The organism is Ekhidna sp., from assembly GCF_965247405.1.
GTDB lineage: Bacteria > Bacteroidota > Bacteroidia > Cytophagales > Cyclobacteriaceae > Ekhidna.
The window spans coordinates 3,266,974-3,282,571 of sequence record NZ_OZ252014.1 but is presented as its reverse complement, the minus strand read 5'-3'; the positions used below and the strand labels follow the sequence as shown (position 1 = coordinate 3,282,571).

Below are 15,598 nucleotides of genomic sequence, written 5' to 3'. Positions count from 1 at the left end.
GGCAAGTCAATTAATAGACTTGCCTTTTTCAATTCCCGTTCGTGTAACTTTCTTCGCTCGATCAGATATTTTCAAATATCTTGATCCCTCAATCCAATTTTACTTCAATGCGAAATTTACTATTAACCCTACTCTTGTTAGGAGGCACACTCCTCTTTGCGCAAGACGAAAAGAAATCTGAAACAGACACAACCAAAGAAAAAAAAGCCACAAAAGAGCTTCCTCTGGAGCCTGAGCGCTCCATTCGGTTAAATACAACCGAAGGCACCTGGATCTCTCTCGATGTTCACCCGAACGGACAGGAGATCATCTTTGATATGATGGGAGATCTTTATACGCTTCCAATTACCGGGGGGAAAGCCACCCGAATCACAGAAGGAATGGCATTTGATGATCATCCGCGCTATAGCCCGGATGGAAATTCCATTGTTTTCTCCTCTGACCGAAGTGGTTCTGAAAATATCTGGACACTTGACCTAACGGATGAAGAAGCTGAGCCAAACCAGATCACCAAAGACAAAGACAAGTACTATCAGGCAGCTGAGTGGTCTAACGACGGAAACTACATCTTTGCCGCAAAAGGCATCCGTACACTAAAAATGCACATGTACCACAAAGACGGTGGTGGTGGTATTCAACTCATCAAGAAACCGGACGGTTTACAAACCATTGAACCTGCTTTTGGAAAAGATGATCGATACCTATGGTTTTCACGAAGAAATGGTGCGTGGAATTACAACGCACAGATGCCACAGTACCAGATCGCAACGTACGATTGGGAAACCGGAGAAATTGCTACACAAACCAATCAATATGGATCAGCGTTCGCTCCTACCCTCTCCCCTGACGGAAAGTGGTTGGTATATGCCTCTCGATACAATACAGAAACCGGACTGAGAAAAAGAAATCTTCAAACAGGAGAAGAAAGTTGGTTAGCCTATCCTGTGAGAAGAGACGATCAAGAGTCCAGAGCCAGAATGGGCGTTTATCCGGCTATGTCTTTTACACCTGATAGCCAGTCAGTGATTGCCTCTTACGGAGGAAAAATCTGGCGTATTCCAATCAATGGTGGTCAGGCAACTGAAATTCCATTCGAAGTAGACGAAGAGTTAGATTTCGGACCCATGGTGCAGTTTGACTACCCTATCTATGACAGTACTAAGATGATTGCCAATCAGATCAGAGATGCAAAAAGATCTCCTGATGGATCAAAGATTGCATTCACGGTACTCAATCGCTTGTATTTGATGGATTACCCAAATGGCACACCAAAACGTGTGACAAAAAATGATTTCACAGAAGCCATGCCTACCTGGTCTCCGGATGGAAGCATGATCGCTTTCTCCTCCTGGGAAGGTGATAAGGGACACATTTATAAAGTCAGAACTTCCGGTGGAAGGCAAACCAAACTTACCAACCAAAGTGGTGTATATACCAGTTTGGCCTGGGATAAGAAAACCAATCGTATTGCTTTCCTATACGGTACAGCAAAAGCATATGAAGATGCGATTGGCCCGTTTGCTTTCAGGGCACAGGAAAATATCGGGTGGATCAACGCAGATGGAGGCAGTGTGAATAAAATCAAAGCTGCCAGCGGCAGAGACCTTCCCCATTTCGTGGAAAAGGATGATCGAATCTACATGTACCATGGTGGCAAAGGATTGATCTCCATGCGTTGGGATGGAACGGATGAAAAAGAACATTTAAAGGTGTCCGGAATCATGACTTATCCTGCTCTGATACATGATCACGATTTGCTAATGAACGGTGGCCCCACAGAGCCTCAACGTAAACCAAGTAATGCAGAGTATGTCCTGATGGCACCAAAAGGTGACAAAGCACTGGCCAAAATCAACAACGATGTATATGTGGTGACTGTACCTCCAATTGGCGCTGAGACTGTGAAAATATCCGTTTCAAATCCTGATAATGCATCTTTCCCAAGCTGGAAGCTTACTACATTTGGAGGAGAGTTTGCCCATTGGAACACTGATGGGAATACGGTGAACTTCACGTTGGGTAATGCCTATTTCGCCTATGACCTGGAAGAAGCCAAACGCGTAGAGAAAGAATTGGAAGAAAAAAGGAAAAAAGAAGCAGAGGAAAAGAAGAAGAAAGAGGAGGAGGAAAAAGAAGAGGACGATGGTGGTGAGGAAGATGAAGATGGAGGAGATAATGAAGGCGAAGAAGACACTGAAGAATCAACCGACAGTGATGCTGAAGACGAAGAAGAGGAAGAAGACGAGGGCTACAAGCCAAACGAAATACGAATCAAAGTAGAGGTGAAAAAAGATGTACCGGAAGGAACAGTACTTCTGAAAGGTGCCAGAATCATCACCATGAATGGAGATGAGGTGATCGAAAACGGCGACATTTTGATTGAAAATGCCCGGATTAAGGCTGTTGGCACCTCTGGTTCACTTGATGCTGGTAATGCACAGGTAATGGATATGAGCGGTAAAACCATCACCCCGGGTTTTGTAGACACTCATGCGCACATGTGGCCAAACTGGGGACTTCATAAGAATCAGGTGTGGGTTTATGCGGCCAACCTTGCATATGGCGTGACTACCACACGTGATCCACAAACAGCAACCACAGATGTCCTAACCTACTCGGACATGGTAGAGACAGGTGACTTACTTGGACCAAGAGTATACTCTACTGGGCCAGGCGTAGGCTTCTGGTATTACAATATCAAGAGCCTCGAGCATGCAGAGAATGTCTTGAAACAATACTCTGAATATTTCAATACCAAGACGATCAAGATGTACATCACCGGAAACCGACAACATCGACAATGGATCATTCAGGCAGCCAAGGAACAAAAGTTGATGCCAACAACCGAAGGGGCATTAGATATGAAGCTCAACATGACACAGCTGATTGATGGGTATCCGGGGCATGAGCATGCATTCCCTATCTATCCGATCTATAATGATGTGCTTTCCTTAACAGCAGAAGCGCAAATGGCCTATACGCCTACCCTATTGGTATCTTATGGAGGTCCTTGGGCGGAAGAATACTACTACTCTACAGAGGATGTTCAGGGAGATGCCAAAATCAACTTCTTTACACCAAAACGAGAGCTTGATCAAAAATCTCGAAGAAGAAGAGCGTGGTTTATTGAGGACGAGCATATCTTCCCTCGTCACAGTGAGTTTGTCGGTGATCTTGTAAAGGCAGGAGGAATTGCCGGAGTAGGTTCTCACGGCCAGTTACAAGGACTTGGCTATCACTGGGAATTATGGGCTACTCAATCAGGTGGCATGCCTGAGCACGATGCTTTGAAGGTAGCCACTATCCTCGGAGCAAAAGCCATAGGGCTAAGTAAAGACCTAGGGTCTATCGAAGCAGGCAAGCTTGCCGATCTGGTGATCATGGATAAAAATCCATTGGAAAACATCCGAAATTCCAACACGATCACTCACGTAATGAAAAATGGCAGACTCTATGATGGAAACACATTGGATGAAGTATATCCAAGACAAAAGAAAGCTCCGGATTTTTACTGGGTGAAAGATGGACCGGATGGTATGGAGCTTCCAGGAGAGGAGTAAATTAGTGTTGAAATAAAAGTAATCAGGCCGAGCCATTATGGCTCGGCTTTTTTTATGACCCATACGCCAAGTTTAATTCTTCACATTGGTCCAGGTCAACTTCACGCTCTCCTAAATACTCTCTACTCACAGAGCACCGGTTTCCTGAACAGGAGCCTGTATTTAAATAGACTTTAATAGCATGTATGCCTGCTGGTAAAGTGAGTTCGCCGGTCTCTCCATAAGGGATAGTAACGTCACCAGCTTCGTTGGAGCTACGAGGCTCTCTATTAACAAATATGAGAAGTGAATTACTGGAGTTTGGGTTTTCCCCGTAATTGTTCTTTACGATGAGAGTTCCTGTATTGTCTTGCTCGCACTTGGCAGCTGGTTCATCCTCCTTGCAGGAAGAAGTAAATAATGTCAATACAATAATCAATGCTGTTATGATAGGGCTGTTCTTTTTCATGTCTTTTTATTTAAGTAAATCATCAATGCAATCTTAAAGTCAGACACCTATTCACATGTAACACCTATGTTGTAAGGTGTTGTAATTATGTTGTAAATGATCTTAAATCGTCTATTTCACCTCTTTTCCAGGTGAAACACCGTACTGTTCTTTATAGCATTTAATAAAATAGCTGGCGCTACTGAAGCCTATTGCATAAGCGATTTCAGATACCGTAGCAGCTTGAGCATTCAGCAGTTGATGAGCCCGCTTCAATCTTATTGTACGAATAAATGCGCTTGGGCTTTGTCCTGTCAATGCTTTCATTTTTCTAAAGAGCTGTGTTCTATCCATTGAAAGTTGATCACTCAATTGCTCCACACTAAAGTTTTCATCCGCCATGTGACTCTCTACGATTTCAATAGCGCTTTTTAGAAACATTTCCTGCTGGGAACTCACCTCGATCTCTGATGCTTCCAGTTTTAAGGTATTGCTGTAGTGAGCCCTCATCTGATCCCTGCTCGACAATAGATTTCGAATCACCAGGCGCAGTTCATCTGCATCAAAGGGTTTAGAAATATAGGCATCCGCATTGGACTCCAACCCTTCCATTTTACTTGCATGAGAGGACTTACCCGTCAAAATGATAATTGGAATGTGGTTAGTTGCCCGGTGTGCTTTCAATTCCTTACATACCTCCAGTCCATCCTTTTTGGGCATCATGACATCAGTTACAATGATATCCGGGATTTGACCAACAGCCACACCTACACCTTCTTCGCCATCCACCGCTTCCAAAATAAGCAGATCATCCGGTAGGCACGACCTAACAAAGGACCGTAACTCATCATTATCTTCAATTAGCAATAGAGTCGCCCGATCATCCTTTCCGCCAGCTGATGCTTCATCGGAATCTGACAATGCTTCCGTCTTTTCAGGAGTAGCATGAATCAATGGAAGTGAGATGGTGGATTCGGTTCCCTTGTCTTGCTCACTCCTTATCTCAATGCTTCCCCCTAAAAGCTGCACAAGTTCCCTACTCAACGCAAGTCCAATACCCGTTGAAGATTGATCCGTTACAAAATCCGAATTTGAAACGTGATAAAAGCGATCAAAAATATGAGGCAGATGTTCCGCCGATATTCCGATTCCAGAATCAATAACTTTCATAATGACTTCATCTGCTTCAATCAGCACCTCTACCTGGATCGCGCCTCCTTCCGGTGTGTACTTACATGCATTTGAAATCAGGTTGATCAGTACCTTTTCTAACTTTTCCTGATCGGTTAGTATCCAGTATCCACTTTCAGAGGAAACGAAAGTGAGTTGCTGCTGCCGAGACGCTGCATAGGATTGAAACTGGAGAACAATCATTTGCACAAAGTCAACAATGTCTGTTGCGGATTGATTTAATCTGGACTGCCCTGCTTCTATTTTGGATAAATCGAGTATCTCATTTATAAGTTTAAGCAGACGTTGTGCATTCTGATTTATTGCGGACAATAGTTTCTTTGTTCCATCATCTTTGGCTTTCCTCAAAAGCTCACCCGCAGGGCCAATGATTAGTGAAAGTGGAGTCTTAAACTCATGGGAAATATTTGCGAAAAATCGGGTTTTTGTCCTATCCACTTCCAAAAGAGCAGTCCGCTCCATTTCAATTTTTCTGCTTCTGTAGCTAAGTGCCAGAGCAAAAATCAACGCTTGAATGAGGGTGCCGATCTGAAAACCATAAACAATGAGCATGGGACTACCCACCCACTCGGGAATGATGTCAAAGGAGGATAACATTGACCTTAATATCTGGAGTGACGCAAACAACGTAATAATCAATCCGGCCCAACCAATGTAACGTGCAAGAATATTTTTACTGAATACATAAACCGCGATACTGTATAAAAAAACAACAATACTGAGAAGACCAACGGGTGCATATATCTGATTGATGTACAGCAGCCCTTTATACTCCCATGACGGTAGAGTAATTAGAAGCACTGAAGAGATGACGCATAATATTATTGAAGCCCAGATCATTAGCTTATAAGCCCTTCTTAGTCTGGGCTTCCACCCATCTCTATGGAGGAAATAAAGACAGAATAGCGGATAAAAAATAGAGGTTGAATAACTCGTAAGATTTAATCTCAATATCCCAAAAGCTGATTCAGGGAAGAATATAAACCGGTCAAGTCCTGATGATGAAAAGAAATAAAGGCTAATTCCCGCTACGTAAAGACTATAGAAAAGATAGGTTCTGTCTTTATTTCCAACAAAAATCAAGAAGTTGAATATTGCTAACAAAAGCATCATCCCAAAAAACAGCATCTGGAAATAGTAAGCCTTGGTTATTTCCGGCAGAAGAGTATTTAAAAAAGTATCTCTCCTGATAAGCTCCATATCTATCACTCTTCCTGTTAAAAAGTTCGCTCCTACCCATACAGCTATAGTTGAGATGGTATCAGCAGGTGCAGAAAAAGGAAAAGCCGAGGGATCAAAAAAGGAAGGTGTCTGATGCATTGAAGTCAGTGAGGTGATTGGCGGATAAAAGCCATTGGCTTCTATGGATCCGACTTCCGTACTATCGATCATCACAAGCTTGGCGACATCAGTGGGAAACCTCAAATAAAGCTCTTGTTCATATTGACTGTTATTCTCTAATCGAAATATGACCCAAAAAGGCTCAATAGCATACTCGTTTGCTGAATTAATGCCATATATGCTTTCGAGACTATCAAGTTTTAATGATTTCCTGACACTAGAGTCAGCTTGGTTGACGAGAAGAAAATCCCTCTGGTCTAACTTTAATCCTTGATCTATTTTGTTGTCATCCAGCCTGATTGGATCAGGTAATTTTTGGGAATACATAATTCCTGACTGAAAGAGAATGATTAAGAAAAATAGATACTTCAAGTTTTTCGAAGAAATGGTATAGGTGAAGTCATTCAATTGATGGAAAATTTCCATGAAGATAGCAATTCAAAGGGAATGAGTAAGTCTTCATCTCTGACGAGAGGTGGGACTCTTTTTTTAAAAAAACAATCATTTCTACATAAGAAAGTCGAACCAAAATTGATTCGACTTTCTTATTTATCTAGTCATTAGTTTTGGCTCACCATGATCGAAAAAATCAAGTCACTTGAAAAAATCGCCAGAGAGCTGGAGCCGGAAAAAGAAACGCAGGAAGAGCTTACTCAAAAAGTAATCAACCATTCGGATGATTTTCTAGCCAACCTTTCTGACGAGAAAGCTTTCTTCCAAAATCCTGAACCAAAAGATCAGGATCAGCTTTCAGAAGCCCCAACCGCAATCGAAGAACTGTTAAAGTGTCTTCGATCGAATGTGGAATATGATGGAATCAATGCGGCCTCTGGCGGGCACATGGGGTATGTACCCGGGGGTGGCCTATACCCTTCGGCACTTGGCGACTTTCTGGCTGCCATGAGTAACAAATATGCAGGCATTTACTTCCCTGCACCCGGGGCAGCACGGATGGAAAACATGCTGATACGCTGGATGAATGAACTGATGAGCTTTCCTTCAGGTGCCACCGGCAACCTAACCTCAGGAGGATCGATTTCCAACCTTATAGCGGTAGTAACAGCTCGTGAAGCTGCTGAGGTAAGAGCGAGCCATTTTGACAAGCTGGTGGTGTACTTATCTGACCAGGCACATCATTCACTTCAAAAAGCCTTGAGGATTGCCGGATTGGGTGAGGCACATCTTCGATATCTACCAGTAGATTCCGAGTTTAGAATCGATATCTCCACTTTGGACGCAACTATTGCCAAAGACAGGGATTCCGGATTAATTCCATTTTTCATCAACGCCTCGCTGGGCACCACCAACACCGGTACCATCGATCCCATTGATTCGATGGCAACCATTGCACGTAGGCACAAGGTATGGTTTCATGTAGATGCTGCTTACGGTGGATTTTTTCGCATGCTTCCTGAGATAAGAGAAAAAACGAAAGGGATTGAAAAGGCGGATTCCATTACCCTTGATCCCCATAAAAGCTTATTCCTTCCATTTGGAACAGGAGCTGTCTTGATCAAAGATCTAAAATCAGTATATAAAGCACACCGATATACGGCCGACTACCTTCAGGATCTGGTTGACTCTGATAGCGAAGTGAATGCGGCTGATGTTTCTCCGGAACTCACCAAACACTTTAGAGGATTACGCATGTGGTTACCATTGAAGTTGTTCGGACTAAAGCCGTTTAGAGCAGCTTTGGAAGAAAAGATGTTGTTGGCTCAATACTTTCGAAAACAGATTAAAAAGGAAGACGGGTTTGAAGTGGCACCTGTCCCGGATTTATCCATCACGATGTTTCGATATATACCTGCTGATGGAGATGCTAATGCCTTTAATGAAAAGCTAATCAAAGCAATACAGGATGATGGACGTATCTTCCTTTCCTCTACCTCCATTCATGGTATATTCTGGATACGCGTAGCGATCGTCGTATTCAGAACACATAAAGACAAAATTGATTTGCTACTCAGTATTATAAAGGAAAAAGTGAGAACATTAGATAAATGATACCATCATTGTTAACTTCATAAAAAACCATAATTATGAAACCAATCGCATCTAACTGGATTAAAGCTGCGGGGGCTTCTTTATCACTTCTTGGCGTTTTGCATTGTTAGCTCACTTCCTGGGTCCAAAAAGTGAAAACGCACCTGATGTAATTCTTCAAATGAAAGCATATGAAATTGAGCTTATGGGAACCCACTCGCTTTTGTCCTTTCATTTAGGCTTCAGTATTATGACTGGATTATTTATGATCACCATTGGAATGCTCCTTCTACTTCACTCAAAAAAAATTGATGGCTCGATACTGAGAACGTTGATCTTCTTTATAACCGTTTCTTTAATAACCTCCATAATTTACTTTCACATCCTGGCCTATGGATTGATACTGGTTGGATTGATATTTTTGGTGGTCGCTTACTTCAAGAAACTAAATAACTAAAACGCCTCACTCACTCCAATGTAAATACCTGTCTGTCCCCCTCTACCTACTCCAATATCCAGTCGGGCATTGAGCTGTTTGTCTGGAATAAGTGATAGCCTTCCTCCCACACCCACGATATATTTAAACTCGGTGAGGTCAAAATCATTAGGACTATAAGCTACATCCCCAACACCAGAAAAGACCGTCATACCGAACCTCCAGAAGAGCGGTCGTCGGTATTCCACCTGTGTGTACATCATCTGTCTATCACGATAAAGACTCGCGTTGGCGATCCCTCTTAAGCGCTCATCCCCACCCAATTGTGGAAGCTTATAGAAAGGAACATCAGCACCGGAGGTAAATTGTGCCCTGAATTGAAAGGCCAAAATATGCTTTTTGTCTTTCAGGTTGATGAATTTGCGAGCATCAGCTACGTAAGTAGTATAGTCAAAATCACCTAATGCATTAAAAACAATACGACTGGATATGAAGTAGCCACTTGATGGGTAGACCGTGTAATCCCGTGTATCATATCGGAATGCAGGTCCCACACCAAATAGATTTCCCCCATCAATACCTATAGGTCTTTGGCTATCAAGCAGTCCAGCCTCTTGTACGTTTACAATATTTGTAAAATGTGCATCATACGCTCCTCCAATAAAGACCTTCTCATTTACAGGGATCAGGTATTGGCCATCAACCTGGAAAAATCGATTGGTGTATTTCTCGGAAACATCCGGGTCATTATCATTCCCTATCCCGAAGTAAGAATCAGGAAAGTTGTAGTACCTGACTGCAGTATTAAGGTTTTGTCCGTTCGGGAAATAGTAATCCAAATTGGCTACCGCAATGGATTGTTTTTTTAAAGTATAAACAAAGTATGGTGTAAGGGTCGACTGTCTTTGAAAACCGGATTGGAAGTTGTCCTCGTTGTTCAAAACCCAAATACCCACTGCGCCCAATTGAAGATCAGTTTCAGGAGCATAGCTTATTGCTGGAAAAACAACGAAAGAATTTCTTTTCTTAGTGGTGTCAGACTCCTGACTACAAACCAAAAAGGGCAATAATAAAATTAAGCTAAATATTCGCCTCACCCAGCTATTTATCAGTTATGAAATTTCACACATCGGCAGCTTAGATAGTGTCGGTCCCCTACTTTAGAATGATAAATGTTTTCGTCACCCTTTTTGAGGGTAATAATTCCTGCAGAGTTTGAATCTTTCAATTCATTGTCCCACCAATTTCCATGGACCCCTATGCCTTTGAATGTACCATCCGGCTGACCAAAGCCCCCAAACATCATATCCATATCACTTTCTTTTCCTTCGATCAGGTATTTACCGGAATGATGCCAACCTCCGAAAAAGTGGAATAAATGTTTCCACTCATGGATGGTCGGAACGTGCCACCCTTCAGGGCAAGCCAGGTTGGCCTGCTCGTAGTTGTACAGCCTTCCAAACGTTTTGGCATACTCAGGTGCCCCATTGTAGGTTTTTGAGCCCGGAACATTGAAACGGATGTTTTCTGCAAACCAGGTTCGCTCGATCGTGCCGCCGTGATGCTCTCGAATAAATGTTATGGTCTTGTAAACTTCACCATCCCGTGGATCTGTATACGAACCCATTTTATGAGAAAAATGCTTGTTTTTAGCTTCCCTGCTCTGAGCTGCAGCACTAACAACAACTGCAAGTATGATAAATGTAAGAATATGAATTTTCATATGGATGGTGATTTAAATGAGCAAAATAGCAAATTCGGCAATACTATTCCTGCACCTCTACAATCATTTCGATCTCCACAGCTATATTTCGAGGAAGGGATCCCATTCCCACAGCCGCCCGTGCATGCTTGCCACGTTCTCCGAAAATTTCGACCATCGTGTCAGAAAACCCATTGATTACCTCTGGCTGATTTCCGAAATCCGGGGTGCAATTGACCATGCCCAATACTTTTACAATTCGGACTACTTTGTTCAAATCACCGATCTCTGCTTTGAGTGCTGAAAGCTGTGCCGCTGCTACCAATTTGGCTGCCTCATATCCCTCTTCCACAGTCAGGTCCACCCCTACCTTGCCCGTAACATATCCACCCTCTGGCAAATTAGGGCCCTTTCCTGCCATAAAAATCAGATTACCTGTTCGCACCGCATTGACATAGTTGGCGACTGGTGCCCCCGGCTTGGAAAGCGCAATGCCAATAGAAGTGATTTTCTCCTCTACATCATAGCTATAAAGCTCTTCTTGCTCTATCGGCTGATCTTCATGGGGATGATCATGGACTGATTGACATCCAAAGAAAAGTGCGGAAAGAACAAGGGTTAAGATTAGATTTTTCATCGTGTATTGATTTTAAGAAAGTGTCATCCTGAATGCAGTGAAGGATCTATTTTAAATCATGAGCTTCTTCATTTCATTCAGGATGATAAGTGAAAATTATTTCCTACTCTCTTCTCTAATAGCTTTAAACTCCGACCCTTCTTTCCAGGACGGCCAGGCGGTAGAGTTAGCTACTTCCAAGCCAACATTCATTAGTAGCTCACCATCTAAGGCCATGCCATCAAAAGTCCAGTAATCTTCGTTGTACTCATCCTGAGGTCTGTGGTATTGAGAAGTCAGGTAAACCTGATTCAGGCTATCCACATAGTCCACTCCTTTGGTCATATGCTCATATCCTCCCGATGCATATAATGCTGGAATTCCTACTTTGGCAAATTGAAAATGATCCGATCGGAAAAAGTATCCTTTACCTGGGTCAGGATCTGCAAGGATGTACCTGCCTTGGTTTTTTGCAAGCTCTTCGGCGATATCCTCAAGCTCTGATTGCCCATAACCCACAACCGTCAAGTCTTTCATCGGGCCCCAGGCGGTGATACCATCCATATTTATATTGGCCACAGTTTGTGCCGGTGGATAAATTGGATTCTGCGCATAATGCTTCGACCCAAGCAATCCTTGTTCCTCAGCAGTTACGGCCAGAAACACGACTGTTCGCTTCGGTTTCTGTTCTATTTTTGACATAGCCTCTGCAATACCCAGCATCGTAGCAGTCCCGGATGCATTGTCATGCGCTCCATTGTAAATGCTGTCACCCTCTATTTCCTGCCCGATCCCAAGGTGATCCCAATGCGCAGAGTAGATGATGTATTCATCCGGCCTTTCTGAACCAGTGATTTTAGCAATCACGTTTTGTGACTGATCTCGCTTGATTTCATTTCTCACCGTAACAGAAGCATTGAGCCCCAGGCTGAATGGCTTAAAATCATCACTTCGTGACATTTCTGCATAGTTTTTCATGTCCTGGCCTGATGCTTCAAATATCTTGATGGCAGCATCTCGTGTGATCCATCCCAGCACATCGGGTTGATAATTTCCTCCTGACTGATCCAGGTACAAGCTTGCTCCTGACCAGGAATTCCTAACAACTAACCATGGATAACCTGCCGGCACGGTTTCATGGATAATAAGACATCCTGCAGCTCCTTGTCTGGCAGCCTCCTCATATTTATAGGTCCAGCGACCGTAGTAGGTCATGGTCTCTCCTTTAAAGAAGGTGGAATCCCCTGATGCGAATCCCGGATCATTCACCAAAACCATGACTGTTTTACCTGTTACATCCAATCCTTCATAGTCATTCCACCCATATTCCGGTGCTACTACACCATAGCCAGCAAATACTAGCTCTGATGCATTCAGTGAAATTTCTTCCACAACTTTCTCCGTATATGCAACAAAATCATCCAATACATTCAATTCAATCGTCTTTCCATTTCCTTCAATGGTCATGGTCTCAGATGGTGTAGCAGTTAGTTCTACCAAAGGAACTTCTTGCGTATAAGAATCGCCATTCCCAGGCTCCAGACCATATGCTTTAAACTGATCGGTCAAATAATTTACCGTTTTAGTTTCCCCCTCAGTAAAGGGTTTTCTTCCCTGAAAGTCATCAGAAGAAAGCACCTGAATGTGTGCCTTCAATGATTCTCCCGAAATAGAAACACTTTTGTTTTCAGTTGTCGTCTGGCAAGCAAATAAAACGGCTCCCAGCAGTGGTACGATAAAATTTTTCTTCATAGTCAGGTATTTTTCTAGCCTGCCAATTTAATTCAAATTCAAGAACACGAGAATCTTCTTAACTTCGGAGTTGCTAACCAGACATAACAAACACCATGATGAAAAGAATATTCAGCATAAGTCTTATAGGGCTTTTACTAAGCCATTGCACCACACCCGAAAAGTCATCCCAGGAGAATGCTATTTCGGAAACCTCGCCAATGAAGGAGAAGGTGGATATCTACAAGAACGTGAAACTTACCACCGATATCAGCAAGCTGAGTGAAAACGAAAAGCAAATGATCCCGCTAATGATCGAAGTATCTAAGATTATGGATGAGCTTTTTTGGTATGAAGCATACGGAAAAAAAGATTCGTTAATTGCATCTCTTACGGATCCGGCAACCAAAAAATATGTCTACATCAACTACGGTCCCTGGGATCGGCTGGATGATAACAACCCTTTCATTGAGGGAGTAGGTCCAAAGCCAGAGGGAGCCAACTTCTACCCGACAGACATGACTAAAGAAGAGTTTGAAGCCGCTGATCTGGAAGGAAAAACCAGCTTGTATACTTTCATTCGTAGAGATGAAGATGGTAATCTCATCACCGTCCCTTACAAGGAGATGTTTGCCGAGCAAGTGAAACGTGCTTCAGAACTGTTATTGCAATGTGCCGATCTTGCAGAAGATGAGGGGTTGAAAAACTACCTAACATTAAGAGCAGAAGCCTTGGTAACGGACAATTACCAACCGTCTGACATGGCCTGGATGGACATGAAAACAAATGGCCTGGATTTCGTAGTAGGCCCGATTGAAAACTATGAAGACAAACTATATAATTACAAAGCGGCACATGAAGCGTACGTACTTGTCAAGGATAAAAGCTGGAGTGAGCGACTTGCCAAGTATGCGGAATTCTTACCTGAGCTGCAACGAGGACTCCCTGTAGCTGATGAATACAAAGCGGAAACTCCTGGAACGGATGCAGATTTGAATGCCTATGATGTGGTGTACTATGCCGGAGACTGCAATGCCGGATCAAAAACGATTGCCATCAATCTGCCAAATGATGAAGAAGTGCAGCTGGCGAAGGGCTCTCGCAGACTGCAACTTAAGAATGCCATGCAAGCCAAATTTGATCAAATCCTAGTACCGATCGCAGATGTCTTGATTCACCCGGATCAACGTAAGCATATCACTTTTGATGCATTTTTCGCTAATACCATGTTCCATGAAGTAGCTCATGGACTAGGTATCAAAAACACCATCAATGATAAAGGGACAGTGAGGAACGCTTTGAAAGAGCATTCCTCTGCATTGGAAGAAGGAAAAGCAGATATCCTTGGTCTTTATATGATCACACAACTGCACAAGAAAGGAGAAATCGAAGGAGACCTGAATGATTACTACGTGACTTTTATGGCTGGCATCTTCCGGTCGGTTCGCTTTGGAGCTGCCAGTTCACACGGAAAAGCCAATATGATCCGATTCAACTTCTTTAATGAGTACGGAGCATTTGCTAAAGACGAAGAAACAGGCACTTACATGGTAGATTTTGACAAGATGAAAGAAGCGATGAACGCCCTTTCTGAAAAAATCCTAACTCTTCAAGGCAATGGAGACTATGAAGGCGTGGCTCAATTGGTAGCAGAAAAAGGTAAAATTGGAGAGGTACTTCAGGCAGAACTGGATCGCCTTTCTGAGCAAAATATCCCTGTAGATATTGTATTTGAGCAAGGTGTAGAAGTTTTAGGATTGTAATGGATAAAAAAGAAATTAATGGCCATCCTCATATTGCTTATACACGGGATGTTTACGATTTAGCCGAAGCTGAATCACGCGCTAATAAATACTATGAATGGCTGGATACGCGTAGGACCGTTCGCGATATTTCAGATAAGCCGGTTAGCAAAGCATTAATCGAAAGCCTGATCATGGCAGGATCTACGGCACCATCCGGGGCTCATAAGCAGCCCTGGACTTTCTGTGCAATTTCAAATCCGAAAATTAAAAAGGCGATCCGTGAAGCAGCAGAAAAGGAAGAATATGATAGCTACCATGGACGAATGAGTGAGCGGTGGCTGAAAGATCTGGCACCAATCGGCACAGATTGGAACAAACCCTTTCTGGAAGAAGCTCCCTGGCTGATCGTTATTTTTAAACGAGTGTTTGAAATGATGGACGGGGAGAAAAGCAACAACTATTATGTAAATGAATCGGTGGGAATAGCCTGCGGTATGATCATCTCAGCTATACATAAAGCCGGGCTGGTCACTTTGACCCATACCCCCTCTCCAATGAATTTTCTTACAAAGATTCTAAACCGACCGGACAATGAAAGACCGTACCTCCTTTTACCAATTGGCTACCCAAAAGATGAAGTGTACGTACCTGATCTGGAAAGGAAACCGCTCGAAGAAGTTGCGGTGTTCTATGAATGATTGGCAGGATATTGAAGCAGGTTGGCAGAAATAATAAAAATGCCCCCACTACCTTCACTATCGAAATCCACCTAATCACGCATAGCACCGTGGGTAGAACTAAATAAATGCAGACCAAAACATTAAGACAATCCCCTGACTAGGGATTTTTGACTATAGCTGGTT

General features: G+C 43.0%; 11 protein-coding genes. 5 read left to right on the top strand and 6 right to left on the bottom strand.

The window, feature by feature from the left end:
- The first annotated feature begins 107 nt into the window (after positions 1-107).
- Complete coding sequence (locus tag ACP14Y_RS15195; RefSeq protein WP_424963780.1) at positions 108-3,560, top strand: amidohydrolase family protein; 3,453 nt, start codon at positions 108-110, stop codon at positions 3,558-3,560.
- 52 nt (positions 3,561-3,612) lie between these two features.
- Here the strand turns inward: ACP14Y_RS15195 and ACP14Y_RS15190 are convergent, their stop codons facing one another.
- Together ACP14Y_RS15190 and ACP14Y_RS15185 are read right to left on the bottom strand one after the other, a co-directional pair.
- Complete coding sequence (locus ACP14Y_RS15190; RefSeq protein ID WP_424963779.1) at positions 3,613-4,008, bottom strand: hypothetical protein; 396 nt, start codon at positions 4,006-4,008, stop codon at positions 3,613-3,615.
- Positions 4,009-4,119: 111 nt separating this feature from the next.
- The gene (locus ACP14Y_RS15185; protein WP_424963778.1) at positions 4,120-6,945 is read right to left on the bottom strand and encodes an ATP-binding protein; all 2,826 of its coding nucleotides are present in this window, start codon (positions 6,943-6,945) and stop codon (positions 4,120-4,122) included.
- Positions 6,946-7,095: 150 nt separating this feature from the next.
- Between ACP14Y_RS15185 and ACP14Y_RS15180 the strand changes: the two genes are divergently transcribed.
- Positions 7,096-8,526 (top strand): pyridoxal phosphate-dependent decarboxylase family protein, encoded by a 1,431-nt coding sequence (locus ACP14Y_RS15180; protein WP_424963776.1) that lies wholly within the window; start codon positions 7,096-7,098, stop codon positions 8,524-8,526.
- Between the two features lie 103 nt (positions 8,527-8,629).
- Entirely contained in the window at positions 8,630-8,962 is a 333-nt protein-coding gene (locus tag ACP14Y_RS15175) for an LIC_13387 family protein (protein WP_424963775.1), read from the top strand.
- On the opposite strand, the gene ACP14Y_RS15170 is transcribed toward ACP14Y_RS15175, so the two are convergent.
- The 4 genes from ACP14Y_RS15170 to ACP14Y_RS15155 all read right to left on the bottom strand — a co-directional run bounded on the left by ACP14Y_RS15170 (position 8,959) and on the right by ACP14Y_RS15155 (position 13,011).
- The gene (locus ACP14Y_RS15170) at positions 8,959-10,038 is read right to left on the bottom strand and encodes a BamA/TamA family outer membrane protein (protein ID WP_424963774.1); all 1,080 of its coding nucleotides are present in this window, start codon (positions 10,036-10,038) and stop codon (positions 8,959-8,961) included. The genes ACP14Y_RS15175 and ACP14Y_RS15170 overlap by 4 nt on opposite strands.
- An 11-nt stretch (positions 10,039-10,049) precedes the next feature.
- The gene (locus tag ACP14Y_RS15165; protein WP_424963773.1) at positions 10,050-10,664 is read right to left on the bottom strand and encodes an FISUMP domain-containing protein; all 615 of its coding nucleotides are present in this window, start codon (positions 10,662-10,664) and stop codon (positions 10,050-10,052) included.
- A gap of 43 nt (positions 10,665-10,707) precedes the next feature.
- A complete protein-coding gene (locus tag ACP14Y_RS15160) occupies positions 10,708-11,280 on the bottom strand; it encodes a RidA family protein (RefSeq protein WP_424963772.1) in 573 nt (190 codons plus the stop codon).
- Positions 11,281-11,376: 96 nt separating this feature from the next.
- The gene (locus ACP14Y_RS15155; RefSeq protein ID WP_424963771.1) at positions 11,377-13,011 is read right to left on the bottom strand and encodes a M28 family metallopeptidase; all 1,635 of its coding nucleotides are present in this window, start codon (positions 13,009-13,011) and stop codon (positions 11,377-11,379) included.
- 95 nt (positions 13,012-13,106) lie between these two features.
- Here ACP14Y_RS15155 and ACP14Y_RS15150 point away from each other — a divergent pair, with 95 nt between their 5' ends.
- Entirely contained in the window at positions 13,107-14,753 is a 1,647-nt protein-coding gene (locus ACP14Y_RS15150) for a dipeptidyl-peptidase 3 family protein (RefSeq protein WP_424963770.1), read from the top strand.
- Positions 14,753-15,433 (top strand): nitroreductase family protein, encoded by a 681-nt coding sequence (locus tag ACP14Y_RS15145; RefSeq protein ID WP_424963769.1) that lies wholly within the window; start codon positions 14,753-14,755, stop codon positions 15,431-15,433. Before ACP14Y_RS15150 ends, ACP14Y_RS15145 begins: the two co-directional genes overlap by 1 nt.
- Positions 15,434-15,598: the final 165 nt, after the last annotated feature.